The following is a 25,563-nucleotide window of genomic DNA, read 5'->3' as shown; positions in this document are numbered from 1 at the left end:
ATATCACATTCTGGACATTGTTATGGAAAACAATAAGGTTAAGAGTTTTACTGACTTTGTAAGGCACTATATTGGTAAAGATGCACATTCGATCGCTTGTTATTTTGAATCAGATATTGCACCTCTAGCATCAGATTCTCGTGTTAATTGGGCATTAACAAAAAACAATATTTGCTATGATGGTAAAAAAGACAATAGTAAATCAATTGTCAATTTAGAAAAGCATGACAACAGACGAACGTATGTGTCTGCAACCATCAAGGTCTTTAGAGATGGTGATCAAACATTTGAATATCCAGTTATTGTGTTTGCTTGTATGCAAAACAAATACAATAAACCCTGGAACAAATTTAATCCATTGAACCTACTTTTCGATGAATACAAAAAATACAAATCGAGAAATATTGTGCCTTGTAAAAAGAAGAGTTCCTTGAGTGAATCAGCCCTAAGGAATCAACAGAACGTCGCGCTTGCGAAAAAAAAGAGGTATTTGAAATGGGTTCATTCAGAACAACAAAAAGAGCCACTTTTATTCGATTCAATGAGACATTTACTGCACCCAAAATCGTTTAGTCCATACTTACAATCTAAAAAAGTAGAAGATATTGCCGGTCAATTTAATATTAAAGTCGGCCTTAATAAAAACGGATATTTTACGTGTTTTCCGTTGTACAACATCTATGGTGATTTTGGTGGGTTACAGCGTATATTTCATTTAAAACCTACCGAGTGGGAAACGAACAAAATACAAACTGTCGGGTTTGATCATACAGGCTTTTTTTTCACCCTGGGGACACTAGATGACTCGTCTGAAATGGTATATATTTGTGAAGGATTGGCCACTGGATTGTCAATTTTTTTGGCAACCGGTAGAACTGTTTTAGTTTGCTTATGTGCTGATAACATCTGCCCAGTAAGTAAATCCGTTTCTGACGTTTTCCCGTCTATCAAAAAGGTTCATGTCGCTGATAATGACAACAGTACCCCTCATTGTGGCAACACCGGGATTTATAAAGCTTCACTTGCCGTTAAAGAATCAGGCGGATTTGTTTTCGTTCCATCACCGTCTATCGGAACCGATGCTAATGATGTCCATTGTCACGACGGATTGGATGTTTTACGAAATCAGATTTATGACACTGGACGGTATTTCAATGGTCGTTTTTCACAGCATGTTAGTGGTGTTTTTAACTACTTACGGGCTGCTTAATTATAAAAATAAAACGGCCTGTCGGCCGATTTTAGACTTATATTTTTATCTACGCTGACAGTTCTTTTCATCTCGGATGTTTGAATCATTCAGTCGTTAACAATGGCTTCTTTCGTCATGTTTGCGGTTGCGCAGTTCAATTTTTTTAGCTCCTTTTCTGCCTTAGTAATTATGAGTTTCACCTGTTCTTCTAATTGATCTTCGATAGAAAAACATAGGCCACTGGATTGACTTCCTAATTGTTGTTGAATGGCTTCGTATCGCGTTTTTAAGTCTTGCGTTGAACCTACTTTAATCGTCCAATCTTTCTTTTCTACTTTTTTAAAAATAGTCATATGTTTCTTCCTTTTTTAAAACCGGTTTATTGACTTGTGCTAGTCGATATAAGTGTATTTATTTATACATTTCATATCAAGTTTACAGTGGTTATTTAAAACTTTTTTTTGTGACAGTCCTCGATGGATCTATGTCACATTGTTATTGATATTTATTCTCTCGGCGGTAACGAACAATACTTAACTTAATCGCCTGGATACACTTTGCAACGCCTTTTTTATCATGGATGCTGGGTTTTTCTTGGTTGTTTTACCCCCGTTATAATAAAGAATATTTTCTTCACACCTGATGGATGTCCATCCTATTAATAACAACCCGCGCTTTGCGCGGGTTTAAGGTGGGACAAATTGGTTTTTATAATGCAATTTTGTGGTGTATGAAAATACTATACAAAAACTTGATGTTGTTATATTCTGTAATATAAAGGTGGGACAAAATGGAATAGACATGGCAGCAGTGGATACACGTAACAAAATTAAAATAGAGACAGACTGCAAAAGAATACTGGGGGTGTTAAAGAGGCGCCACAATATCAAAACGGAGTCTCAGGCTGTCAATATGGCCATCAGGTTAGCTGGTGTCCAAATTCACCTTGCTGATGTTAATGAGACCAATGAGCTGTTGCATGTTTTAAGTGAGTCGATGGGGCTGCTGCCAGAGCAGTTCGCCGAATTAAAAGGGTTAGACAATAAAAATGAAAAAATTTTAATTAGAATTTTTGCTCATTTAAGAAGGTTGGCTCTACACATTGAACAAGAGAAGGGGGTTAAATTAATTGAACGTGCAGAATTAGATTTTAAACAGCATTTTTTAAACAAATCGAACAGCGAGAATAGTCATGGGTAAGGGAAATAACAGTGAACTTGTTGACGCCATTCGTGGTGGTCAAATCTTTAAGCATTATCTAACGATGTTTAAGCAGGTATTTTGGTGGGTTGTTGGTGCCGGTGGGTCTATTTTTATCGCATGTTTTGTTGCAGTAATGATGTTTAAATCGAACAAGGTTGAATTTTTTGCTTGGTTTAATTGGATTCAAAGTTGGTATCTGGTTGAGTTCATCGAGAAGCCACATAAAAATATATATTATTTCGAAGATTTTGGACAAGGTTTTTCAGCTAAAGCACACACTATTTATACTAATGAAGGTGTTAACTATTGGGCCGATGCTTTCATTCAAAACTTAACTATAGCTACTTTTATTAGTACTGTTTTTTTTGTCATTTTTGTTGTCGGTTTGGTGAGATTTTTTGTCGGGAAAGGTAAGAGTACAATCGAAAACGAGTTAATTAGAGGTGGTCAACTTTTTGAAGCGAAGGACATGAAAGCGCACCTTAAAAAATTGTCTAAACGCAAAGAATATAAAAATGACTTTAAGCCTGGTTTGGTAGATATTGGTGGGATATTGATTCCCAAACCATTTGAAACACATGGGTTTGCCATTTTTGGCTCTCCTGGGTCAGGTAAGACACAACTCTATATGAAGTTTTGTGATGCTGCCAGAAAGCTAGGCGAACGCGCCATTGTCAATGATCGTAGCGGAACAATAGTAGAAAAATTTTACAAAGAAGGGGATATCATTCTTAATCCATTGGACACGCGATGTGCCCCTTGGTCATTGTTTAACGAGTGTCACCACAAACACGACTACGATCGCGTAGCAAATATACTTTTCCCTGAACAAAATGGCGATCCATTTTGGTACGAAGCACCTCGCTTGATATTCGTCTCGTTGGCAATGAAAGAATCCAAGAAGAAAACACCTTCAGTTCATAGGTTAGCGGAATTTATTCTGACTTGTACTGTGGATGAACTTGTTGCGTTATGTTCTAACACTTTAGCACAATCATTGATGGATAAGGATGTGATAAAACAAACAAACAGTTTGCGTAGTGTGATAGTGACAAAACTACAGGCATTTTTGCTGTTTGAAGACCACAAAGTACAAGGGTTTTCAATTCGTGACTGGGTAATGTGTGAAGAACAAAAAGGCTGGATTTTTATCACCTCTAATAAAGACCAGGAAGCCTCATTAAAACTTTTGATCACTTCTTGGTTGGAAATTGCCTCAAGTTCAATTTTATCTTTAAAACCTGATCACATGAGAAGGATTTGGTTGTGGTTTGATGAATTGCATACACTAAATAAGGTAGAGTCACTTAGTTCGACACTCGCAGAATTAAGAAAGTACGGTGGCTGCGGAGTAATAGGCTTTCAAGGTGCCAAACAAGCAGTATCCATCTATGGTCTCGAAGGTTTAGACGCTTTGATTGATAGCTGTGCTACACACGTTTTTTTTAGGCAGAATAATGAAGGCTCGGCGAAGTATGCTTCACAACAACTCGGTAAAGCAGATATGTATGAATCGACGAGTAATTTATCCTACGGAGCATCGGATATTCGAGACGGAGCACAACATGGCAATCAAAGACATGTAAGGGAGCTAGTTCTACCCTCAGAAATTCAATCTTTGCCTGATTTGAATGGCTTCATACGGTTTGGTAAAGGTTTACCTGTCTCTAGATTTAAACTGACTTATATAGAGCGTGAAACGGTTGCAGAAGGGTTTATAGAAGACACCGATAAATTACATCGATTAGACGCCATCGTTACCGATCCTACAGGTGCTAGAGTTTCTAGTAGTTTTGACGAAAGTCCTGACCGCTTTAATGAACCAGACAATAATAAAATTATTGATGATAAGGTGCAAGATCCGTTAGCTGGCTTTGACATACCAGAAGGCTATAGCACTGACGATAAATCAGCGAATAGGCAACAATTCGGTGAACTAGATAGATTTGGAAGTGAGCCACTTTCATTCGATTTTGATGACAATCATTAACGGACATAATCATGCTATCGATTAAAGATTTATCTAGTTCAAACGAAGCGGGGAAATACTACGCTAAAGCTGATTATTATACTAAAGGTGAAGATAACGTAGACATTCACAGTAACTGGTTGGGTAAAGGGGCAGCTTTGCTCGGTTTGGAAGGCAGTGTAGACCCAGAAACATTTAAATCTATACTTGAAGGTAACCTACCCAATGGTCAGCAACTTGGACGGATGCTTGGCGGAAAGTTCGTTCATAAGCCAGGTTGGGATTTAACGTTCTCAGCGCCAAAATCTGTTTCCATTCTTGCTTTGATTGGTGGCGATAATGACTTAATGCAAGCACATCATATTGCAGTGCGTGAGGCATTAGAATACATGGAAAGTAATGTATTAAGATCACAAACAACCACCGACGAAGGGCGAGCTTATTATGATATTCCGAATGCTGTTGTTGCTCAATTCACACATACGACAAACAGAACGCAGGACCCGCAACTTCATACACACAATGTTGTGATGAATGCTGGGTCGGTTGATGGTAGCGATTGGCGTTCCATTTATTCAAGAGATATCTACCACCAAAAAATGTTATTAGGGCTAGTTTATCGAAGCAAACTTGCTGAACTCACAAAAGAGTTGGGATATACACCCGTATGGGATAAAGAAAGTGGGACGTTTGAATTAAATGAGATAAGACAAGATCATATTGATGAGTTTTCACAAAGGCGCAGTGAAATAAAATCGTATGCTGAAGAACATGATTTGAACACCGCCGAAGAAATGGCCGAAGCAGCCACCAGAACTCGGGCATCAAAAAAAAATATTCCAACTCAAGAAATCATTAATAGTTGGGACAACAGGGCTCGTGAACTTGGTGTAAACTTCGAAGCTTTAGTCGAGGATACAAATAAGAAAAGAAACGACCCAGAATTACATCCAAAGCAACCATTGGGAAGCAGTGATCAAGCTGTCATATCTGAAAACGAAGACAATGTCAGTACAGCAAGTACTGAATCAGTTTCATCGAAAGGTGGTGCTTATGAACAGGTAAAAATGGCCAGAGATATCTTAGCGCATTATGACCAAGCTTTTTCTGCTGAAGCCTTACTTCAAGCCTCGTTAAAATTTGCTGGTGGTAGCTTTTCTTTAAAACAAGTTGTTGCTGCTCAAGAACAGCTGGTGAAGGAAAATGTTTTAATTCCTTCTATGGTAGAAAAAGGAATGTTCACTACGCCTGAAGCAATCAACAGAGAGCTCAATATTTTAGACAATATTGAACGAGGTAAGGGTAAATATGAATCGTTTGCGAATTCAACCCAAATTGCTTCCATTGAAGATGCGATGAACTTTACAAAAAGCCAATCCAAAAGTTTTAACGACATTGCGAATACTAAAGATAAGTTTATGGCTCTCCAGGGATTTGCGGGAACAGGCAAAACTTATCTTACAAGACCTATTTCGACATTGGCACAGGCAAACGGTTATGAAGTGATAGGTATGGCGCCAAACGGTAGTCAAGCCGAAACTTTAGGTAACGAATTAGGTATTGCTTCACAAACCGTTAAATCCTTCTTGGTTCAGGCTGAGCGTGATAAGTTGAATTTGACCGGAAAACAGCTTTGGGTTGTAGATGAAACAACCCTCTTAAATGGCAGGGATACAGAGGCACTGGTAAAGCTTGCAACTGAAAACAAGAATACAAGAGTCTTGTTTATTGGTGACAAAAAGCAATTATCGTCGATTGAGGCTGGTCGGGTTTTTTCTACGATGCTTAAAGGCGGAATAAGTTATACAACGAATAACGATATAATTCGTCAGCACGATCAAGATTACTTGGGAGCTGTTCAGGCGTTTACTCGAGGCCAAATTAGAGAAGCTTTTAGTAAGCTTGAACCATATATTCATGAGCATGAATCGGCACAAGATAGGTTTAAATATTTTGTTAGTGAATACATGGAGCATTTTGATAGAACGGGTAAGCTCCCAATGGCAGTTGTTCCTAACAAACAAGGTGAGTACAAACTGTCGGAAATGATCAGAGCCGAAATGCGCGATAGAGGAGTCATAACCGGCGAAGATAAAAAGCTAAACGCTCTAGTTCCTTCAAAAGTAGATGGCCCCCAGAAAATGCATTCACAATTCTACTCACCCGGTATGGTCGTTAAATTTAACAAACGATTTGAAAATTTACCGATGGCTCGAGGTGATTATTTAACAATCGTCAAGGTTGAAGGTGATGATCTTGTTTTGTCTCCTAGAAACCAAATCGATGACAAAGAAAAGCATATTCGTTTTAATCCAAGTTTATACAGTATGAAAGAATCTGATTTAACAGCATACAAAGAAGTTCCTATTAACATTGCTGTTGGAGATAACATTGTTTGGAAAAGCAAAAACAATCGAGAAAATCTATTAAACGGGAGTACTGGCCAGATTAAAGAGATTAAACAGAGTGTAATGACTGTTGATTTTGGTAAGCGGGGTATTCGGGAAGTAGACTTAGAGCATGACGATAATAAACAGTTTCAACATAATTACACGCAGACCGCGTTTAACGCTCAAGGCGCTACTGATGATAAAAATATGCTGATGGCTGAATCATGGCGCAGAAATTTGGTTACTCAGCCCAGTTTTTACGTGGGTATATCGCGAGGCAAACTTGAATTATCGGTTTATACTGATAATAGAAGTGAGTTGGAAGCTGGTGTTATCCAACGAAATGGAAAAAATACGGAAGGCGTTGAGCACTTGACCAAATACCAAGCTATGCAACTTCGCACTCCTGAATTGCAACATCGTAGTTTTCTTGATGCAATTGGACTTGGAGATAAGGATAAATTCAGGACTTACGAGCACGATAAAGTATTTCATGAACCAGTTAAGAATAGTCATGAGGATCACAAAACGACACTAAATAAGCCTCAACACGAAAAGTCTCGTTAGATCTGTTAGAATGGTTAAACGCAATACGAAGGAAGTTTGCATTATTTAATTAAAAGGAGGTAGTTATGTCTTCAGATGTTCAAAAACTCGTTACACCAAGTGGGCGTGAGTACCCTGCTGATTGGGCGAGGATATATTTCACTAAACTTAGTTATTTTTCTGCATTCAAAGTAATAATAAAACTGGTGTTTTGGCATGCTATGTTCAAACCAGGAGTGTCTTGGGGCGTATGGCTAATAAGATTGCTCTTACCATTTTTTTGGTTAGTGATAGCTGTACTATTTAAAGGCGAATTTATTGGTTTTGTTGTGGTTGGTGGGCTAAGCCTTATTATTTTTAAATATATATTTGAGAACGAAAGGGGAAAGCACAAGAGGCTATCTTTTTGTTTTGGTCTTGCAATACCTCTGGTATTGGTTATTTCTCCGTTGTTAGCTTTGTTTATAATGGGTGATAATCGAGGTTTGGGGAAGGCTACTTTCTGGACAGACCTAAACACATTTAACCCTACTAAAATCGCCTTTTCAGCTAGAGAACATCATGTTAAAAAAAATATTTACCGATGATACTTTTAATTAGTACATTATTTGAATAGCTGTGGGAGAGTAATAAAGTCTCTAACCTTGGGGTGATCGCTTCGCCCCTTTTTTACTAGACGACAATGGCTTAAAGTAAAAGAACTTACTCAATGAAAGAATAGGCTCTAGAAGTCAGATTTGATTATGTTTTTGAGTAGGTATATCTTTTTTACTAGGCAACAAGTATCTAGACGCGAAAGCGATTGCGAAAACCAAGTGCAATAAGAAAAATGAACACAAATGACAGTATACCTTGTGTACAAATGAGCACTAATGCTTGGTGGGGAATGTTTCCTTGTTCACCAAACAAGGTCGCTTTCGCTTGTAAGCTAGTGAGACGGTTATTCGGTATAAACAACAAAGCGTTGTTTAAAGACAATAACATCCCGTCAGCAAACGTTGCCGTGCGTTCGGTTGAAGATGCTAGAAATAATAGGGCAAAGTAAGGAATAGATATCAGCAGTGAAAATAGTGGTCTACCAATGCTCTGGCCATAACAGCTGAAAAGGTCAAATAGGTAATCAATAAACACACCATGAAATGGTTTGGTTTCATGCCACCGCTTGGAACGTTGTTCGTCTGCATGGAAACGTAATGCTTGTTGATGTGCTTTATTATTCACTGCGATTTCTTTGAGTCGTTCCAGTCGCGCGATGTCCTCCTTGTCGCGTGCATTACCATACCAGTTTTGCTGGAGGTGATACGTTAAATTAGCTAATGAAACGTGATGGGTGATTTTGGTTTGCGTTAAATCGATAATACAAGCAAAGCTGCTACCAGAAAAGTCTAGCGCCCTGTCGAAAGAACAGCGGCAAAAATCAAAACTGTTGACATGAGGTGCTTTAACTAAAATAAAACTGGCATGCCCTTTAAATTCAGCACCGCGAAAATTGATATTTCCCTGACCAAACCTAGCATATCTGAAATTTGCATTTCCTCCGAATTGCGCGCCAGAGAAATCTACTTTCCCTTCAAATTGAACTCCAGAGAAATCTGCGTTCCCATCACCGAAATGAGCGTCGGTAAAAATTACGTCCCCATCACCGAACTCTGCTAACGAGAAACTTACCCCCCTTTTACCGAACTGTGCGCCAGAGAAGTCTACGCTTCCATCACCGAATTGTACGCCAGAGAAGTCTACGCTTCCTTCACCGAATTGTACTTGAGTGAAACATACGTAAACATCATTGAATTGAACGCCTGTGAAGTTTAAATACCCATCACCGAACTGAGCCCCCGTGAAATCAACATACTCGGTATTGAATACTGCGGCACCGAAATTTACGTCTCCATCACCGAACTTAGTAAAAGAGAAACTTACGGCTCCTTTGGGAAATATAAAGTGACTAAATGAAATTGTTCGGTTTTCTTCTGTGCGGTACTCCGAAAAATCAACGTCGGAAAAGTCAATGTCAGCAGAAGGGTTTTGTTTTACCCACGCATTCCACTCATTTGCACCTTTTAACCAAAGGGCAACGGCGTTTTCACCTACCATTTTTAATTTGGTCTGATTGCCATCCTTTAACATTCAGCATCATCCTATTGCTATGGGCATAATATACAGTTGGATTTTTACTTTAACATTTTCAACTAAGGTGTTTTTATTCTATATGATCTGCTATACAAGGCCTTAGAGCAATCGTATGAACCCTTATCAACGACGCGTAGGAGAGTAAAAAAGTTTCTAACCTTGGGTTGATAGCTTTGCCCCTTTATTACTATTCCACACGATGCACTATGTTGTAACCTTTAGTCTCGCCACTATGGTATAAACTTTACATTCAAAATTATACATTACAGAAAATATTTCGTAGTTATAATTTATTTGCTGACAATCGCCATTTACGTTTTTACTATAAAAAGTAAATAATGTGTATAGGAAGTTCTGATTTATAAATATTGTGAAAATTAAGCCTTGAATTATAGGTATTTAAAATCCCTATTTTATAAGATAATGTTTGTATTTCTGTGTGTTATGGATTGTTGGTTGGTGTGAGAATGACGCAATACAAAGCAATTATTCCAAGGTTGGGATGTTTATTACTAAGTCACACCATTCAGCTATCTAATAGCATTAACATATCTTTCTGTATTTTTTTTCAAATGTTTCAATCGAGCAGATAACTGTAGATATATGATTAGGATTTTCAGTATCGATAATTTCGTATCTGACTTCATGTGAAGTAAACTCTTGTACTTTTGCATAAATACTATCGCTTTCAATTTGCACATAGACGTCTCCCTCGTTCATATCGTTTGAACCTTGAACACCACATTCACTAAAGTGAGGGTGGTGTTCAAGGTTAGACTGAGTGACTTTACTCGCCATTATCATTTTACCTGTCGACTTCTTTTCCAACGATAAAATCATGAGCATCATCAATAACCTCTCCGCCCCAGTCTTTTATTTTTTCCATTATTCCACGGTCATCAGTTGTTTCGCTAACAAAATCAACTTGATGTTGTTTTTCAGCCTCGGTAGCAACCCTGATATCATCTCTGACTAGAGCAGCCATGTTGTCACGTAGTTGATCTAAAGCTTTGGCCTTATCCTCTTCAAAAGCATACGACGTAAGGTATTGTGCAATTCTTGTTTGATTTACATCGTTAACTAAACTGGATTGTTCACCTTCTGACCATTGGCCCGATGTGCTTAGTTCACCCCCAATAGCTATGTCACCGGGAACCACTTTAGCTAATTTACTGAGTTTTGAATCTGGTTTCGAACCTGCTTTGTTATCGGAAGTTGCTGTATTGCCAGAACCATCTTTTAATTTCACTTCATCTTTACTGTTGTCTGATACCGAATCCGCGATGCTTTGTTTGCTGACAGTGGCATTGGCTCTACCAATAGCAGTATTAGTAGATGTAAAATCATTTGAATTCCGTTGATCCTGATGCCCGTAAAGTTGCTTTGTTAGTTCGTATGCCACGTCTTTAAGGCTACTTGATGTTGCAGTGGCTAAATCTAGATACCTAATTGCCTGTTCGTCATTTCCTTCAGAGAATATGTGATCGTATGCGGTTTGCGATGTTGTTTCGAATCCTTCTTTGATCGTAATAGAATTGTCTTCATGGATAGAATCACCGGTTCTCGTGTCGATTTTTGCAACGTCTGCTTTTCCGCCAGGAGTCATTGCCAATAGGAATTCGGCGTTACCACCTCTACTTGCTGCCAACGCGTCTAATTGTCCTTCGAATTGTTCTCCAAAGTTTACAATGTCTTCATCAATGAGGTTAAGATTGTGTTGTGCTTGCTCTTTAGACATTTGCGCTACAAATGGACTTCCTTCGAAACCACCTTCAATGTTATCAAGCTCCATTGCTGTTAGTGTTTCATAACTTTCCCAGCCTGAAGGAAGTTTGATGCCATCTGCCTTGCCAGCAACAATATCTTCAAGCTGCTGTTTTGTTTGCAATATTGCATTTCTCTTGCCTTCATCAATATTTGCGGCTTCTAAAAACATATTTGCAAGATTTTTATCTATTGCTTGATTAACATGCGCATTAGCCGCTAAGTATGTTTGTCCCATAGATAGTCCAGTGATATCTGACATACCTACTTTAGCCAAGTGTTGCGCATAAAAGTCTCCATCTTGTCCGAGTGTCATTCCTAGAGCTACATCAAGCGTATTGTCTGCTAAACCTTCAGAGACTATGAACTCCCTCCCTTGAGCGGTTGATTCTACACCTTCGAGCTCGGTATTCTGTTTACGTGCTCCCCACTCTATTCCACCTATACCTTGTTCAGCAAGGAAGCTAGTGAGTCCAATATGATCACCTGCTTTGATTTGATGCCCAAGCGTGAACTCTTCAAATGCTTTTCTACCAACAGTTTTACCTTGTTGTTCTGCTACGGCTCGATAACCTAATTTATCTTGCATGTTTTGGACTGAGGAGACGAAAGAAGTGTCTACATGCTCATCTGGGGTTGCGCTGGCCAGAATACGCCCTGTTTCAGAAGATTTACGAATCGCAGAAAAGTCTTGAATTGCCTGTTTTTCGTCTGTTCCATTTTCTTGTGCAACCGCTCGTATGTTATCTCTATCAATCTGTGTCTCAGCGATATGCAGAGCAGTTCGTGTTTCCGCTGTCTTGACGTGTTCTTCAGGAGAAGTGCTGGCGCGCAATTGCCCAGTATCACTTGCTTTACTTATCTGGGCTTTGATAGTCGTTGCATCAATACTGTTGGTACCTGTCGTTTGCGCTATGTTCTCTAAGTTTTGTTGATCTACTTCTGTCGCTGCGTTGTTTAATCCTGTACGTGTTCCTGATAGGCCCTTAGAGTAATCTAAGGTTGACTGCCCGTTGTGGTCTGCTCTATCTTTTGTAGCTGTTATTCTGCCAGCTTCATCACCGGCATAGTTTTGAGAGCGTATATCCAATGCGTCATTATATGAATAGTTAGGACTCATTGAGTCTAGCCATTTTTGTTCGGTTCTAGTCGATGCGGTGCTATGTCCACCTATCGCCTCTCTATAAGCCTGTTGGCCAACATCTCTTTGGAGTGTTAGTTTTTCGTATGCAGCTGCATAGCCTTCCATTGTGTGTACTTGTTGGGTTGGATCAAGAACCATTTGTCCAGTATTCGCCCCTAGACTCTCTACATTGTCTGCAAGCCTTTCTCCCATTTGTGAAAAGGCTCTAGCACTTAATTTAAAGAAAACTGCGGCTATAAATCCAGCCAGAATCACGGCCATGCTTTGTAGTTTACCGAATGTCGCTAGACTTTTATTAATGTCCGTTGGAGCTTTCATAAAACTCGTGATACTGCCATTATAGCTGGATAAGCTGGCTACTAGGTCACTTATCTGATCTACGATAATATTGTGTACAATGGCATCTGATACACCCCATAAACCAACAAATATGAATAGTGTGATTATTAGGTGTAAAGACTTGAATAACATTGGAGTCACTAAAAACAACACCAATATTGGCAAAAGTGATAGTATTATCACTAACGTAGAGCTTCTTATGGTAGGTATCCAACCTTCACTGACAATAACATTTCCGTAACCTTGGCTCATTTCTCGATAATTTGAAATATCAGATATTGCAGTTCCAGAGTAATTACTTAATGTTTCATATGTGGTTTTAGCAATCGCTTGGCTCATGTATAAATGAGTGTCTGAACTGATTGTCCCTGCCCCAAATACTAGGTCTGCCATTTCTTTTAATCTAGCTTGACATATTGCAATCTGAGCAGCGTTACCTGAATCAAACCCGCTTTTTTCACACATTGCGGAACGGTATCTATCATATGTAGAAGGTAATGCTAAAATAACTGCTAATGAGTTGTAGGCTGTTTCACAGCTAACTTCAATGCCGCCTCTATTAGCGTTATCAAAATACATTACGGGCACGCTCAGGCTCTTCAACTTTTCTAATTCCGATAATAAATTGTTTGTGCTTGACATCATTACATTGAGATCGAATCCGTATAAATTGCTGTTAAGCGCTGGAGGCATACAGGTGTCTACGAATGAATATAACGACCTGTTTAAATATGTGTCATGCGACAATGGGTTACCATTTAACGCGTTCAACAACAACTCTAAAGACGCGCCGTTTGCGTGCTCTGACCTAGTATAAACAGTTCCATTATCTACGATTCGTGTCATACCTCTTTCCAAAACATTCGGGAGGTGAACAGCGTTTGCTATTAGTGTAGGTATGTTACCAACTGATTGATATTGATTGGTTGTTTCATCATAAATATGCACCGTGGTAGTTGGGCGAATGATGACCGTATAGATCGTTACTCCGAATATAACTAGAAAAAGACTGACTAATGCATCCGCACCTTTCATGCCACCTGATAAAAATCCTTTGCCCAAAGCGATCAAATATCCGACAACCACCCCCGCTATCGCGATCGCAAAGATGTAGTAGTCGTAATCAGGGTCACTAAATATCGCTGACAATCGCAAAAATGCATTAACGACAGCTTGAAAGCCTCCATATGTATAATAATCTACGTCTGCAAAACAAGCTGGGCTAACGAATGTGCACAGCAATAAGAGATACCTTTTCATTAGTAGCCCCCAGCGTTAACAAATTTACGTTTTTCCATTTGTTGGTAGCGCGAAATTTGTGATATTTGCGCTTGCATTTGCTCATTCTGCCTAATGTAACTTTCCTTAATTGCAGAGTGGCGCGATGCTATTTCATCTCTAAGACCAGATAAATTTTGAATTGTGACCACGTATGCACTTAAATTGCATCTTGGTGCTGGTGAACCTGATATGGTGTTAGTCGCTTCCTGTACTGGGTCCGCTGTTGCACTTGATAATTTATCGTTTATCGTACTGAACATAAACAGTGTGTTTCTGTACATGTCGTCAAATATTCGAAATGCATATGCATACGCTAAGGTTTCTGACATTTCTTCAATGACTTGTTGGGTAATTCCCGCATCATTAGCTAACTTCATCGCTGATTTTACAGACATTGGAGCATTGTCTGCCCACCTTGCGAGTGGGCTGGTAGGTAATAAAGGGTTGGCAGGATCTCGCAATGCCGCAGCTAAAGCAGTTAACTGGTTACGAGAGTAATCTACTAAATTCACTGAACCGGCAGGTTGTGTGCAGCCTTGCCCTGGATCTGTATAGGCATCGTTAATCCCAGTTGGCTGACGTTTTTCAAAAGATCTGCCATATACTAAGTCATCTATACCTAAAGCTTCGTTCTGTGAACAATTACTGATTTTCTTCACCATGGGCATGTTACCTTCGATAGGGTCATGATCTGTTATTACATCACCGACATACCCTCGTATAAAATCGGAGTAGGCCCCCATGCCATATATATTGGTAATCCTCTCAATTACAGAGCCATCTTGTTCCAGTATTTGCTTTATTTCAGCGGGACACGCTGCAATCTCTTGTTTTATATTTGTCGCCGCGCTTGCTCTGCCTTGAGATGTAGCGTCGTTTTTCCCTTTTTGCCAGGCGTTTTTTACAGCACCGACGTTAAGTTCTTGCCCTTGTGATATTTCGCTCCAAACTTCTTTAGCGGCTTCTGTTACACTACCTGTGTCAACAACTGTTGTGATGGCGCTTTTAGCCATTGCACAGCTGTCTAACTGAATGCTATTTAGCATATCCATTACATTTTGAATAGATTCTGTGGTAACCCCTAGCTTCTCACTGAGCGCTTTAATAGCAAGCTGAAAGGCGATAACTTCGCCGTTCTGTATCATTTCTTCAAACTTATCAACGAGCATGTCAACGTCCATAAAGCTCATGCCCCCTAGAAAAAGATCAACGCCTCCACAGCCTCCCTTTAAGCGGGGGGCTGACATACTTACCGGATAGGATATTGAAGAGTTAGCTCTAAATTGAAGGTTGCCTGCAGTAATAAAGTTCCTTGCACCACCCTTATATGAGGATACTCCAGAATAAGCCGCGTTTGACGATAACCAATCGTCTGCCCAATCATTAGCTTTGATGGAGCTGGAATGTGTAATTACACATGAAGCAACACAAAACATCACTGTCTTGGTTATTGTAGAAGTTATTGCTTTCATTCTGTTTCTCCAAACGTAGATAAAGGATCAAACGCTCTTCCTTTTTGATGTTCCGGGGTGTAAAACTGTGTAGGGTGAATTTCACCTTTGATCACTCTTATTGCTCGGTATACGTTTTCTTCAACCTCAGGGACGCTAACGACTCCGTAAGATATTGGTAGCCATGAATCAATTTTGTCGCGCTGGATCATTATTACAGTGGGCGCTACTTCTACGTTAAATCTGGCGGCTAATGACGCGTTTTCATCCCGGTCTACATATTTGAGCTTCCAATTGTGTCGCATCATAAACTGTTTGAGGACACCATCCATGACATAGCAATAGTCGCACCCCTTCTGAGTAAACATAACTAAAGCAAATTCACTTTGATTATTTCTTAGCTTATTGTTGTAATCTGTTTGCCGTTTTTTACGCGCAATCGCTGAGCCAGCTTGTGTTATGGGATAATCAGGTGTGGCATTTAATGACACGTTCATTTGTTTGTTGTAACCATGTAACGCAGCAAAACTACGAGCGTTTTTTCTGATCACTGTTATCACTTTATAATAATCCCTTACGGCTTCTGGCGTTTTTTTCCATAAAGCGTAATCCATGTGAGTTCTTTCAAGCTCTCTTATTTGTTCGGGGTGCATTTGCATCATGCTTGTTACAGAAGGAAGTGGCTCTGGCGTCCATTCATCTATCTGCTGTTGTTCTTCCGGGCTTATGATTGGTTTTCCCCAAAAACGCCCTTTTCTATATTTATCGTAATCATTAATTGATAATGCTTGAGTGCTATATAAAGCTAATATAAGTATTAAGATTTTTTTCATTTTAGAACACCTTATATACAGTTCTTAGTTTTGACGCATCGACGAAGCCCCAGTAACGACTATCAAAACTATGTTCATGTGTTCCTGTCACAAAGGCTTTACCTTTTGGGATAACACCATTAAACTCAAATTGCTCTAACTTATCCCCGTTTTGAGCGAACTTCCTTGAAGTTCCAATCTCAACTCCATCACATGTCCAAATATTTTCTACTCTTCTAAGAATTTGATTTTCGGAGCAACTAAGTATTTTGGTTACTTGGACGCTGTTATCTGGTGTTGGTATAACTCTGTGTATCAGCTTGAACGTTACAAAGTCTCCCTGCTCAGGTATTTTTTCTGATGGCCACACAACTGTCGCATTGACAGACTCGGTCATAACAATTTGAATTCGCGTAGCAAAAAATGAAACCAACAACATACAACCAAATATAACAGGTAGCGCGTACCACGGCGTTTTTTGGATAGGTGTTACAGCTAATTCCGTTTCAGTTTGATTACTCATTAGATCCCCCTTAATAGGTCCAAAAATGCTTTAATCTCAGGTTCCTTTGTTCGTTGATATATAACGTTTGCCAGCCCAGCCAAAGAAGCGTCACCGTAAACTTTAATTTGAGCCCTTGGGCCTTTGTCACCTTCTTTACAGTAAGCTTGGATTTTCATGTCTTTCTCGAATATCAGTGCCGGAACTCGGTTTATTCCATGGTGTTCGAATCTTTGTGGATCAATCGAAATATTTACGTTTCTTTTCTTGCAACGTGGGGTTTTACAGTCTCCATCTATGGACATTACTTGGTGCATAAATTTCGCAGTAGGTAAAAACGAATCGATCCCATTAATCGTTCCACGAAAAATCATGACACCTTTTACTTTTTCAATGTCTCTAGCGTAATTTCGAAGAACGTGAATTGGCATAGAAGATGAGACGAACAATACTAATCTGTCCCCAATGCTGTTTGTTTCTGTTGCTGAGGTAGGTGTAGAGTGTTCACTTTGAGAAAGACCTAAAAGCATTTTTGCATTACTGCGGTGTAGATTTAGCCTTTCCTTGTATTTTTTTGAATTTAGAACCTTGTTGATGTTATCTAAATCATAATTTTTAGCATCGGTTAAAGTGCTACTGACCAATTGCTCTTGTTCTGAACCTTCCAATTTATTCAGTTGATGAATCTTTTGTTTTAGTTGTTTGGTAACATCTTGTGCGCTCACATTTACTGTTAACGAAGACAAACTAAACAAAATAATCGAGAAGAATCTAATATCCACAACAGTTCACCTTTCTAAATAGCATCCATGAATGATTATCAAAAAAGGATAATGCATTCCCCCATGATAAGACGGACTCACCAGGCTTGAAGCATTGGCTTCTACTTGGTGTTATCATGTGCATTTTGTATTTCGACTTTGTAAGGACTGATGTGTATTGCTGTGAACATCCACTATCAGAAAACTCTCTTAGTGCTCCCGAGCGTGCCATCAATTGCACAGTTCGCATGGCTAACAATGCATGTGCTTCAAGCATATCCCCACTTGAAGCTGACCCTGCTAGTGGAAACATCGTCCCCCATGAGCCTAGACACCAATACAATGGATCAAGAGGTCTGCCCGCTGTTGCAGCTGCTCCATCAGCTAAACATGCTAGCTGGGCTGCCGGGTTTGCAAACAACACCGCTTCAGGATTTACAATCATGGCAAGCATGTCATTTTGCCAAAAAGGGAGTACTTCGCTAATCAAGGCGATATCTACATCACCAAACTGATCATAATTAAGGCACGGTAAATCGTAGTACATATCTAAAAGTGCTAGAACTGGATATATGTAATAGTGAGTTTGAGCCATTGTTTCTCGAACCTTGGCTGTAGTATGCGAGCCGTCTAACACGTATGGTTGTTCTATGTTTAAAGACATACCTAGTGGCATCATGCAATACGCATCTTTTACTGTATCTATAATCCGAGCAGGTTCCCAAAATCCAATTTTGAGGCCAAATTTCCACGACCCCTCGCTAAAACACTCACAAACAGGATTACTTTGACCGCTTTCATTATCATCGCCATTTCCAAACAAAGTTAAACCACCGATAGTTAAAGGAAACATGCATCCCCAGTTTACCTGCGTAATGAAATCAACCGTGTTTCCTGTTGGGCATACAGCAAATGATTTGCTAGCAAATGCAAGCAACAATACCGCAAGTAATTTTTTCATAGCGGCACTCCGATTTCTGGATTGAATTCAAGTAATTCGTATCGATAATTTTCGTAGTCTACCGTTACTATTACAGGGATTCGTTTTATATCCATTGATTCCGCAGTCAACAAGTCGAGCATATCTACTCTTCGATCTAAAACTTCTGCTGTATTTTTAAGATCTCCTTTGTATACAATAACTATATCTGATGGGAGTAGTTTATCTTTGACTGTCAGCGCATCCTGTTGGTCGATTATAACTATTCTATTTTTGTATCTGCGCATATATTGGATGGGATTAAATTTAAAACCTTTAGCATACAAAACCTTCCCATCTTTATTCATGATCTCCCTGTCCAAAACATGTGTTGGAGTGTACGTTCGTTGTTTCGGGGTAATCGTTCTAAATAAGCCTTTAGCAGATAGCTTTTTTCTAAAACTAGACTTGGGTTTTAACCTTTCCTTAGGAATGGTTTTGGCTCTATTTTTTGCTAACTTTATGGGATCAGGTTCTTGGATCTCCCATGTTTTCCCTATAGTTATCTCTTGCGCATTTATATGTTGTGACATCATTGTCAACAACAATAGCGTGATAATACTGCGCATATTAACCTCCTGTCCTAATTCGATTAATATCATCTGCAACAGACAGCCCTATTTCGGCATCGATTGTTGCTTGGGATTTAACGTTTAAGTCGGCTATGTATTCAGATAAATCAACTTGACTAAAATCAATACTTTGGAATTCTTCAGGAGTGAGTCCTCTACAATCGGGATTTTTTGGTGTACCCCAACCAATGCCTAATTGAGGGCGGCCTTGCTCGTTAATGATTCGAGCTAGCTTGCTAGCAAAGCAACACTCAACTTGTTTTTCTTGTAAACACGTTCCTAGAAGTTTTTCTACGCATCTTGTGCCCACAGTCACACACCTACCTGTTGCTATCATTGATGAAGTAAGTGAATCATCGGCGCAAGGTGTCAGAAGATAGTTACCAATTTTTGTTAAAGCTTCTGTTATTTGATAAGCAGGCATGCCATACATATACAAAGTAATTATATCGACGATAAAGCTAGGGCTTTGCATACCAGTAATCCCTTCTGACATGGTTAGAATGTTATCCCAATAATTATCCAGCGCTTCATCAACTATTTCATTTCCATTGTTGCAACAGTTATCCCAACGGCTCCTAACACCGGCTTGCAAGCATGAGAATGGCTGCCCATGAAATATGCGGATCTCACCAGCACATGTAGAAACGTCATTTATAGGATCTGAATCTGGCTCTGTTGGGTATGGATCGACAACGATTGGATCGACTGTCGTGTGTCCATTTGAGTTCTTGCATGAAACTTCATCTGTATAACAGGCATACGGAGAATTTGAATCTGGTCTTGTGCAAGAAGATGCTGAGGAATTTAGTGGGCATTGGTAGCTTCCGTTTTCATTTTCACATGTGGCTTGTCGTGTATCACAGATTATGTGCGCTTCATCTAGTTGATCATATTCCAAGCGGCAAGGTGATGGCACGACATCAGGAGTTATACTGCATGAGGTTATAGAGGCTCCTTTATTTGGGGCTGTGCATGTTTTCCCATCATCATGAGGACAGATATTTGCTCCTTTCATTGAATCAGGATCTACAACGCAAGCGGTGGCATTAGGACATATTGTTTTGCAGGTCTCAACTCCGGTAGAGGGGTTAGTCTCACATTGTTCCTCGCATGGCGGGGGAGCTTCGCAATCGACGGAGACGTCATACGTTTTAGTTACCGGATTCCATGTTTGCGTTTCTTTACATGAATCCGGCTTTGGGCATGCATCGGGATCTGTAATCCCTGTTGGGCATGGCTTTGGCACAGGAGCCAAACAAGTTTCGATAGTTGGCCTTACACATGTTTCTCTCTGTGTAGAGCTAACTATGTAAGCGTTATCATCGTAGTCATATTCTATACTTAATTCCGAAGGAACAGCAGGTCTGGGAGGGACGGCACTACACGTGAATGGTGAAGTATTATCCTCTTGCGTACAAGGGTAAGCTGGATCTGTCGGGCAAATCGGGTTGCCTGCTACGACATTGCATGCAACTTGACCTATCGGACATGCTTGCATGCTTGTCCCAAATACATCAAACCTAGATTCGCACTCTCTAATTTCATCTGAACCTGCAAAGCTGCCATCTTTATTTGAATCGTAAATGCATATGTCAGACGCTAACGAGCTACTGGCCCAGAATATTACTAATAACAGTATGCTTCGATTCGAAACAACCGATACTAGTCCGTTACTGATACATTGAAATGTGTTTAAAAATAAATTACGGAACCACACAACTAATATCCTTCCCTGCTAATCTTAAAACCTCCAACGAAGCAGCCACTTGTGCGAACTGATTAAGGCATGAACATGGCTCGATGATTGTTTCTCCACTATCTACTGGACACACACTTTGTGAGCACGGTTTGGTATATATCTCTGTAGTTTCGCTGGCATTCCTTCTATTCGTTTCAGTGCCACCGGTGTTCACCTCGTTCCTTTGTGTTGTTTTTTTTACTCTGCACTCTAGAGCACAAGGATTGTCTTTTGGAAGCTCTGGAATGGGCATGGTAATTTTTCTTGCTGAGGTAGGATTTGATGGATCGGGGTTTTTTGTCGTTATGGTCATATCTCCTCCTGAAAATGTAGGCGATTGTAAATGACTTGTATCAACCATATAGGAAGACGGAGCTGCTGGGCATGCAAACGTTTTGTTCTGAATAAAAAAGTCTTCAGTGACGGACACTGAACAGCCACCATCAATTATCGTTTGTGTTTGTGGTGCAGGTTGGAAACCCGTTGGGGAATAGTTTGAAACGACGGCAATGCCATCATATGAATGATCTTTTAATGTGCATTCATTCAAAGGCAGTGTGCTGCAGTTATCAATAATGGACTGGTTTACAGTACACTCCTTGATCATTATTTTGTACGATAAATGGTGCGACAAGAACCAGTCATAACGTCCAGAAGGATCAGTTACCTTAAATGAGCCTTTAAGGTTATTTGCGCAAGATGGGTGAACTTGGCTTACGGAAATCGTCTCATCTCTCGTTCCATAAATCTGACCTGGCCAAATTGAATCGGGATCAAATGTGCCACTTGATATAACGCTGATTGTACTTTTTCCCGATTCACATGCATCCTTATACGAAATTTTACCAGTCATGTGATGCAGTGTTTTTTTTCCATCGCTTGTGCATGCCATAACGCCCGTTTTTAAATCAAAATCGCATTTCAGCAACTCGTATCCTTGGCTTACTCCATAAACCGAAATCAATTTATCTTCTGAATTTTTGAAACGAATTCTAAATCGCGATAAATGCTCCCCATCTCCCCCTACAGCTACTGTCGAAGTGATTCTTTTTGTTCCCGCAGTCTGAAAAAGTGAGGTAATGTTTAAAGGTGGGCCCGAATAGTGATGGTTTTGTGAATAATCACAACTAGCAGGTTCAGGGTTGGTTTTCAAAAAGCCATTGGTAGATACTACTGTAGAGCCATTCACATCAATGTGATAAAGATCGTCGTAGTTGTAATTCAATAATGAAACATTAGTGATTAAATCAGGTCTTTTTACTTCAAATTCAGCAAAAGCATCAAATAATGTGCAACCATCGGTTGCAGTTAGATTATCGTTGCCGCCTGAACCTATCTGGACATTCAAACAGCCACTTCCGCAGCTGGATACCGAGGAATTAGATTGTCCAACAAATTCAATAACATCATTTTGTTGTATTTCGTTTAGTGAAACATTTCTAATTATCGAGCAAGTTGTGTTTACCGATGTGTCAGCCTGAGCTTTTGAGCTAGATGCTACTTGGAAATAGTGATTAGTGGCTTGTTGGCTAGCAGCAGCCGGAGCCTGAGTCTGAGGGTTTCTAAAATACGACGTTAAATTGGAATCAGGGGGTGTTGAACTACATGCAGTGCTCACCTGTCCATGGAACTGTAACGATGTGCCGATATTTTTTATTCCGCTTACCGCAAAATAAGGGTTTTGTTTTTGATAATTTTGAACAATACCAGAACCGACGTCTTCTAAATGTCTGAGCAAGTTTGATGCACTATTAGGATCGCAACTAGCGTCAATACATCGACAGTTATAAAGGTTTTGTATTTCGCTTGCCGTGTTTCTGTGTATATCACCGAGTGGATGGCCTACCCATTCATAGTATTCGCAGGCTGTTGCAGTACTAGGTTGTGCGCACTTAAAATAGCCGTTCGCACAAACACCACTAATATTATTAACTGAATAGGTCGAATCCATTGTTCCATTTAGATCGGTATCTGAAGTAATGTTTACGTGTAAACCAGTGGCTGTGAATGTACCTCCAACATTAAGATAATGTGCGTCAGAACCACAGCTCACCTGGCTCGAAAACTGAGTGGCACCGTTTAAAGTACTAATTTGGCCATCACCCATCATCGCCTGTTGAGTTTGTTTTACTCCATCTTTTCCAAGAACCCCTCCGATAGTAGTTTCTAGAGTTTCCACACGAATTTTCATTTTATCTGCAGTTGATTGTGCGGAGACCGCTTTAGTCGAAACAATAGTGACTAGCAGGCATATTAGTATTTTGTTCATAGTGGAATCCCTGAAAGCTTGCTTATAGCTTCTTCAGGAAGGTAACCTTGGCGGATCAAATCGTAATATTTCTGTGTTTCTTTACCGTCTGAGGTATTAACCCAATAGTTCCATTTGTCGACTATAAGTCTACCTACGCCAAACCCGAATGGAGTTTCTATCATGCACTCTGAGTACCTGGGTTTTTGATTTCGTATACTGTCTAGTATTTCTAGTGCAATACCTTTATGTGTGATTAATCCTCTTTCAGATGCTGCAACATAATCTTCCGACTCGAGATAAAATTTATAAGCCGCGTTTGATTTTATTACTTGCCCAATATCCCCGAACAGCTCTAAGTCAAGAATCGACTGAAGTACTGCCCCAAATGAGCCATTATGTTTTCTGGCTCTTCTGTATCCCTCCTCAATGATCATAGCTAAACGCCCTAAGTCTTTGTGACCTTGTTTCCGTAGGTATTGTGCTACTTCTTCAAATAAGCAAAAACGTTGATATGAACGATCACCAAGGTAAAGATCTTGTGTTACTGAGTTAATCACTTGCATGATTATTACTGGAAACAACTCCTTCTCTTCTTTTAGCTGCTGGAGCTCGACTACGACAAATTCATCATCTTTGATATTGAAATTGCTTACACCATTAAAGAATCGGCCATAGACCCCTTGAGAGGTAAAATCTCTAAGGTTGTATGCCATTATCTTCGCACTTTCTACGGCACGCTTAACGTCAAGTATTTTTTCACCCTTGGCGTGTGTCTCGATGTTTTCTAAATAGTCTCTAGTGCTATCTATACCTTTAACAATGTTACCTTGCTTCTTAGTCCAGCGAGCTGCTGCTTTCAAAAGAGAGAATTCCAATTCACTTAGCGGCGCACCAGTAAAACTGTTAATCATCTCTGATATGACAATTGCACATGAAATAAGATCTCTCTCTGAGTCTTCTTCATCTTTGGCCATTGAATAAAATGGATTAATACACATTTTTTCTTTTCCAATGTCCAAAAATCTACCATTGTTGATCCGACAACTTTTTTCGAAAGAGTAACCAAGATCTATTAGTCGAACCAAACTCCCTGACGCGTAATAGTCATTAACAAACTTGTTTAACTTAAAGCTTTTTCCTGCGCCAGAACCTGCTGTTATGATGAAGTTGTGGTTATTAGAACGCTTATCGAATACGTTATACCCTTGTATTTGCCCTTTTCTTCCCACTAAGCACAGCACAGGTTTGTTGGTTACTCTTTCATCATCTACGATGCGAACTGAACCTGAATAATCAGCTTGGAGTGGGAGAATGCTTGCTACAGAGGATGCAGGTAGTATGTTGTAGCGATCGATTGTTTCAGCGTTACCTCGCACATTGTAATATCCAAACGGAAGAGACATTAGAAACATTGTGGTCGATAGTCGCCCCTCTTCCCGAAGTGTATAATCTTCATCAGAAGCAATGCGAATAGCTCTGTTTACACTTAAATCCAAATTCGCTTCACTAGTGTCAAAAATCCATAATGTTTGGTGTACACGGCACTTCACCGTATCTTCAGGCAGATCGTTTAACCAACGATACTCAACAAGGCGTTTTTGAAGCTCTTTGGCGTTCTTCCCTACTAGGTTTTGGCCGTTCATAATTTTCGCTTTGTTTTCGAATTCTTCTTGAACCCCCATGTATGAAACTACGCATGTGTATAAGAATGGAGATAACAGTTGGTTTCCATCATCTTCAATCCCCATATAACCACCCAATAATTTATTCTCTTTGATAGTATTCGTCTTGGATGGAACGACATGAGGTGTCAAGCACCTCGCGTGTAAGTCGCCGATTCTCACTTTGCCGCTTTTCGGAAAACTGGTTTTAAGTCCTGGTTTAAGGATTTGTTTACGGATAGGCTTAGATTTTGAAACCTCGTTTGATACTGGTTTGTTCGGCTCGTTGTTTAACATTCTACGTAGTAGCCTGGCTAAATCTCCATCGTTACAGCGTCTTGGACATAGACCTGCCGATTTAAGACCCTCTTCAACAGCAACAACTTGATTGCTCTCTAAAACTGTTTCCGACTTTAAAGTGACAAACACTCTAAAATTTCTAACTGGTATTTCTGATACCTGAGGCATTCCATTTGTTGATTCGATCAAGTGGTTGGAATATTCATCTGCACTTTTTCTAACCAGCGTGGCGTTTCTTTGTATACCTATCTTATTGGCATCTAACATAGGCTTAATATGGTTGTCACCGTACATGTGGAACGACCAAACGGAATCACGAGGTAATTTGAGTTGAAGCATTTTTTCAACTCGTTTGACCTTTTGTTCGGTTTGAAAATATGAAGGTACACACTCCCACATATACCCTTCAGTATTATCAATATTGGCAAAGGTTTCTTTGTTGGCAGAGTACGTCAGGTATGGTAGAAAATCAGATAGCCTCTCTCTTTGCGCTAAACCAATTATCTCCGAGGATGTCACTCCTCCATCTCCCATTATTGATTTTAAAATTTTCTGGGTATATTGAGCGAGCATCC

General features: G+C 39.7%; 18 protein-coding genes. 5 read left to right on the top strand and 13 right to left on the bottom strand.

Annotation, left to right across the window (positions count from 1 at the left end; all coding sequences use genetic code 11):
• Positions 1-22: 22 nt before the first annotated feature.
• Positions 23-1,210, top strand: a complete 1,188-nt coding sequence (locus tag IE199_RS20830) for a toprim domain-containing protein (protein ID WP_189774677.1) — start codon at positions 23-25, stop codon at positions 1,208-1,210.
• Between the two features lie 89 nt (positions 1,211-1,299).
• Here the strand turns inward: IE199_RS20830 and IE199_RS20825 are convergent, their stop codons facing one another.
• On the bottom strand, positions 1,300-1,545 hold the full coding sequence (locus IE199_RS20825) for a hypothetical protein (protein WP_189774675.1): 246 nt from the start codon (positions 1,543-1,545) through the stop codon (positions 1,300-1,302).
• A gap of 373 nt (positions 1,546-1,918) precedes the next feature.
• On the opposite strand from IE199_RS20825, the gene IE199_RS20820 reads away from it, so the two are divergent.
• From IE199_RS20820 to IE199_RS20805, 4 genes are all read left to right on the top strand, one after another.
• On the top strand, positions 1,919-2,392 hold the full coding sequence (locus IE199_RS20820) for a DUF2683 family protein (RefSeq protein ID WP_189774673.1): 474 nt from the start codon (positions 1,919-1,921) through the stop codon (positions 2,390-2,392).
• Positions 2,385-4,385 carry a type IV secretion system DNA-binding domain-containing protein gene (locus tag IE199_RS20815; RefSeq protein WP_189774671.1) on the top strand — a complete coding sequence of 667 codons (2,001 nt, stop codon included), beginning with the start codon at positions 2,385-2,387 and terminating at the stop codon, positions 4,383-4,385. The genes IE199_RS20820 and IE199_RS20815 overlap by 8 nt, the downstream gene beginning before the upstream one ends.
• Before the next feature lie 11 nt (positions 4,386-4,396).
• Positions 4,397-7,321: a MobF family relaxase gene (gene mobF, locus IE199_RS20810; RefSeq protein ID WP_189774662.1), complete on the top strand. Its 2,925-nt coding sequence runs from the start codon at positions 4,397-4,399 to the stop codon at positions 7,319-7,321.
• A gap of 65 nt (positions 7,322-7,386) precedes the next feature.
• Positions 7,387-7,887, top strand: a complete 501-nt coding sequence (locus IE199_RS20805; protein WP_189774654.1) for a hypothetical protein — start codon at positions 7,387-7,389, stop codon at positions 7,885-7,887.
• A gap of 199 nt (positions 7,888-8,086) precedes the next feature.
• Here the strand turns inward: IE199_RS20805 and IE199_RS20800 are convergent, their stop codons facing one another.
• The 12 genes from IE199_RS20800 to IE199_RS20745 all read right to left on the bottom strand — a co-directional run bounded on the left by IE199_RS20800 (position 8,087) and on the right by IE199_RS20745 (position 25,561).
• Positions 8,087-9,427, bottom strand: a complete 1,341-nt coding sequence (locus IE199_RS20800; RefSeq protein WP_189774652.1) for a pentapeptide repeat-containing protein — start codon at positions 9,425-9,427, stop codon at positions 8,087-8,089.
• Between the two features lie 546 nt (positions 9,428-9,973).
• Positions 9,974-10,228 carry a hypothetical protein gene (locus tag IE199_RS20795; protein WP_189774651.1) on the bottom strand — a complete coding sequence of 85 codons (255 nt, stop codon included), beginning with the start codon at positions 10,226-10,228 and terminating at the stop codon, positions 9,974-9,976.
• 7 nt (positions 10,229-10,235) lie between these two features.
• Entirely contained in the window at positions 10,236-13,937 is a 3,702-nt protein-coding gene (locus IE199_RS20790) for a conjugal transfer protein TraG N-terminal domain-containing protein (RefSeq protein WP_189774649.1), read from the bottom strand.
• On the bottom strand, positions 13,937-15,430 hold the full coding sequence (locus IE199_RS20785; protein ID WP_189774647.1) for a conjugal transfer protein TraH: 1,494 nt from the start codon (positions 15,428-15,430) through the stop codon (positions 13,937-13,939). Before IE199_RS20785 ends, IE199_RS20790 begins: the two co-directional genes overlap by 1 nt.
• Complete coding sequence (gene traF, locus IE199_RS20780; protein ID WP_189774645.1) at positions 15,427-16,242, bottom strand: conjugal transfer protein TraF; 816 nt, start codon at positions 16,240-16,242, stop codon at positions 15,427-15,429. Before traF ends, IE199_RS20785 begins: the two co-directional genes overlap by 4 nt.
• A gap of 1 nt (position 16,243) precedes the next feature.
• Positions 16,244-16,744 carry a S26 family signal peptidase gene (locus tag IE199_RS20775; RefSeq protein ID WP_189774643.1) on the bottom strand — a complete coding sequence of 167 codons (501 nt, stop codon included), beginning with the start codon at positions 16,742-16,744 and terminating at the stop codon, positions 16,244-16,246.
• A complete protein-coding gene (locus tag IE199_RS20770) occupies positions 16,744-17,505 on the bottom strand; it encodes a type-F conjugative transfer system pilin assembly protein TrbC (RefSeq protein WP_189774640.1) in 762 nt (253 codons plus the stop codon). Before IE199_RS20770 ends, IE199_RS20775 begins: the two co-directional genes overlap by 1 nt.
• Positions 17,495-18,337 carry a TraU family protein gene (locus tag IE199_RS20765; protein ID WP_189774639.1) on the bottom strand — a complete coding sequence of 281 codons (843 nt, stop codon included), beginning with the start codon at positions 18,335-18,337 and terminating at the stop codon, positions 17,495-17,497. Before IE199_RS20765 ends, IE199_RS20770 begins: the two co-directional genes overlap by 11 nt.
• 104 nt (positions 18,338-18,441) lie before the next feature.
• On the bottom strand, positions 18,442-19,032 hold the full coding sequence (locus IE199_RS20760) for a hypothetical protein (protein ID WP_189774637.1): 591 nt from the start codon (positions 19,030-19,032) through the stop codon (positions 18,442-18,444).
• Between the two features lies 1 nt (position 19,033).
• Entirely contained in the window at positions 19,034-19,954 is a 921-nt protein-coding gene (gene traN, locus IE199_RS20755; RefSeq protein ID WP_189774635.1) for a conjugal transfer protein TraN, read from the bottom strand.
• A gap of 787 nt (positions 19,955-20,741) precedes the next feature.
• Positions 20,742-23,045, bottom strand: a complete 2,304-nt coding sequence (locus IE199_RS20750; protein ID WP_189774633.1) for a hypothetical protein — start codon at positions 23,043-23,045, stop codon at positions 20,742-20,744.
• Positions 23,042-25,561, bottom strand: coding sequence for a TraC family protein (locus tag IE199_RS20745; protein ID WP_189774631.1), 2,520 nt, complete (start codon positions 25,559-25,561; stop codon positions 23,042-23,044). Before IE199_RS20745 ends, IE199_RS20750 begins: the two co-directional genes overlap by 4 nt.
• Positions 25,562-25,563: the final 2 nt, after the last annotated feature.

It is taken from the genome of Thalassotalea marina, assembly GCF_014656435.1.
Taxonomy (GTDB): domain Bacteria; phylum Pseudomonadota; class Gammaproteobacteria; order Enterobacterales; family Alteromonadaceae; genus Thalassotalea_C; species Thalassotalea_C marina.
Note: the sequence above shows the minus strand (reverse complement) of the source record. Positions and strands in the feature narration are given on the sequence as shown.

What these genes read in the sequence shown, in the direction of transcription:
- IE199_RS20790 (WP_189774649.1), bottom strand. Translation starts at nt 13,937, where the DNA reads ATGAAAAGGTATCTCTTATTGCTGTGCACATTCGTTAGCCCAGCTTGT.
- IE199_RS20760 (WP_189774637.1), bottom strand. Translation starts at nt 19,032, where the DNA reads ATGCGCAGTATTATCACGCTATTGTTGTTGACAATGATGTCACAACAT.
- traF (WP_189774645.1), bottom strand. Translation starts at nt 16,242, where the DNA reads ATGAAAAAAATCTTAATACTTATATTAGCTTTATATAGCACTCAAGCA.
- mobF (WP_189774662.1), top strand. Translation starts at nt 4,397, where the DNA reads ATGCTATCGATTAAAGATTTATCTAGTTCAAACGAAGCGGGGAAATAC.
- IE199_RS20830 (WP_189774677.1), top strand. Translation starts at nt 23, where the DNA reads ATGGAAAACAATAAGGTTAAGAGTTTTACTGACTTTGTAAGGCACTAT.
- IE199_RS20805 (WP_189774654.1), top strand. Translation starts at nt 7,387, where the DNA reads ATGTCTTCAGATGTTCAAAAACTCGTTACACCAAGTGGGCGTGAGTAC.
- IE199_RS20825 (WP_189774675.1), bottom strand. Translation starts at nt 1,545, where the DNA reads ATGACTATTTTTAAAAAAGTAGAAAAGAAAGATTGGACGATTAAAGTA.
- IE199_RS20765 (WP_189774639.1), bottom strand. Translation starts at nt 18,337, where the DNA reads ATGTTTCCTTTAACTATCGGTGGTTTAACTTTGTTTGGAAATGGCGAT.
- IE199_RS20745 (WP_189774631.1), bottom strand. Translation starts at nt 25,561, where the DNA reads ATGCTCGCTCAATATACCCAGAAAATTTTAAAATCAATAATGGGAGAT.
- IE199_RS20815 (WP_189774671.1), top strand. Translation starts at nt 2,385, where the DNA reads ATGGGTAAGGGAAATAACAGTGAACTTGTTGACGCCATTCGTGGTGGT.
- IE199_RS20800 (WP_189774652.1), bottom strand. Translation starts at nt 9,427, where the DNA reads ATGTTAAAGGATGGCAATCAGACCAAATTAAAAATGGTAGGTGAAAAC.
- IE199_RS20785 (WP_189774647.1), bottom strand. Translation starts at nt 15,430, where the DNA reads ATGAAAGCAATAACTTCTACAATAACCAAGACAGTGATGTTTTGTGTT.
- IE199_RS20795 (WP_189774651.1), bottom strand. Translation starts at nt 10,228, where the DNA reads ATGGCGAGTAAAGTCACTCAGTCTAACCTTGAACACCACCCTCACTTT.
- IE199_RS20775 (WP_189774643.1), bottom strand. Translation starts at nt 16,744, where the DNA reads ATGAGTAATCAAACTGAAACGGAATTAGCTGTAACACCTATCCAAAAA.
- IE199_RS20750 (WP_189774633.1), bottom strand. Translation starts at nt 23,045, where the DNA reads ATGAACAAAATACTAATATGCCTGCTAGTCACTATTGTTTCGACTAAA.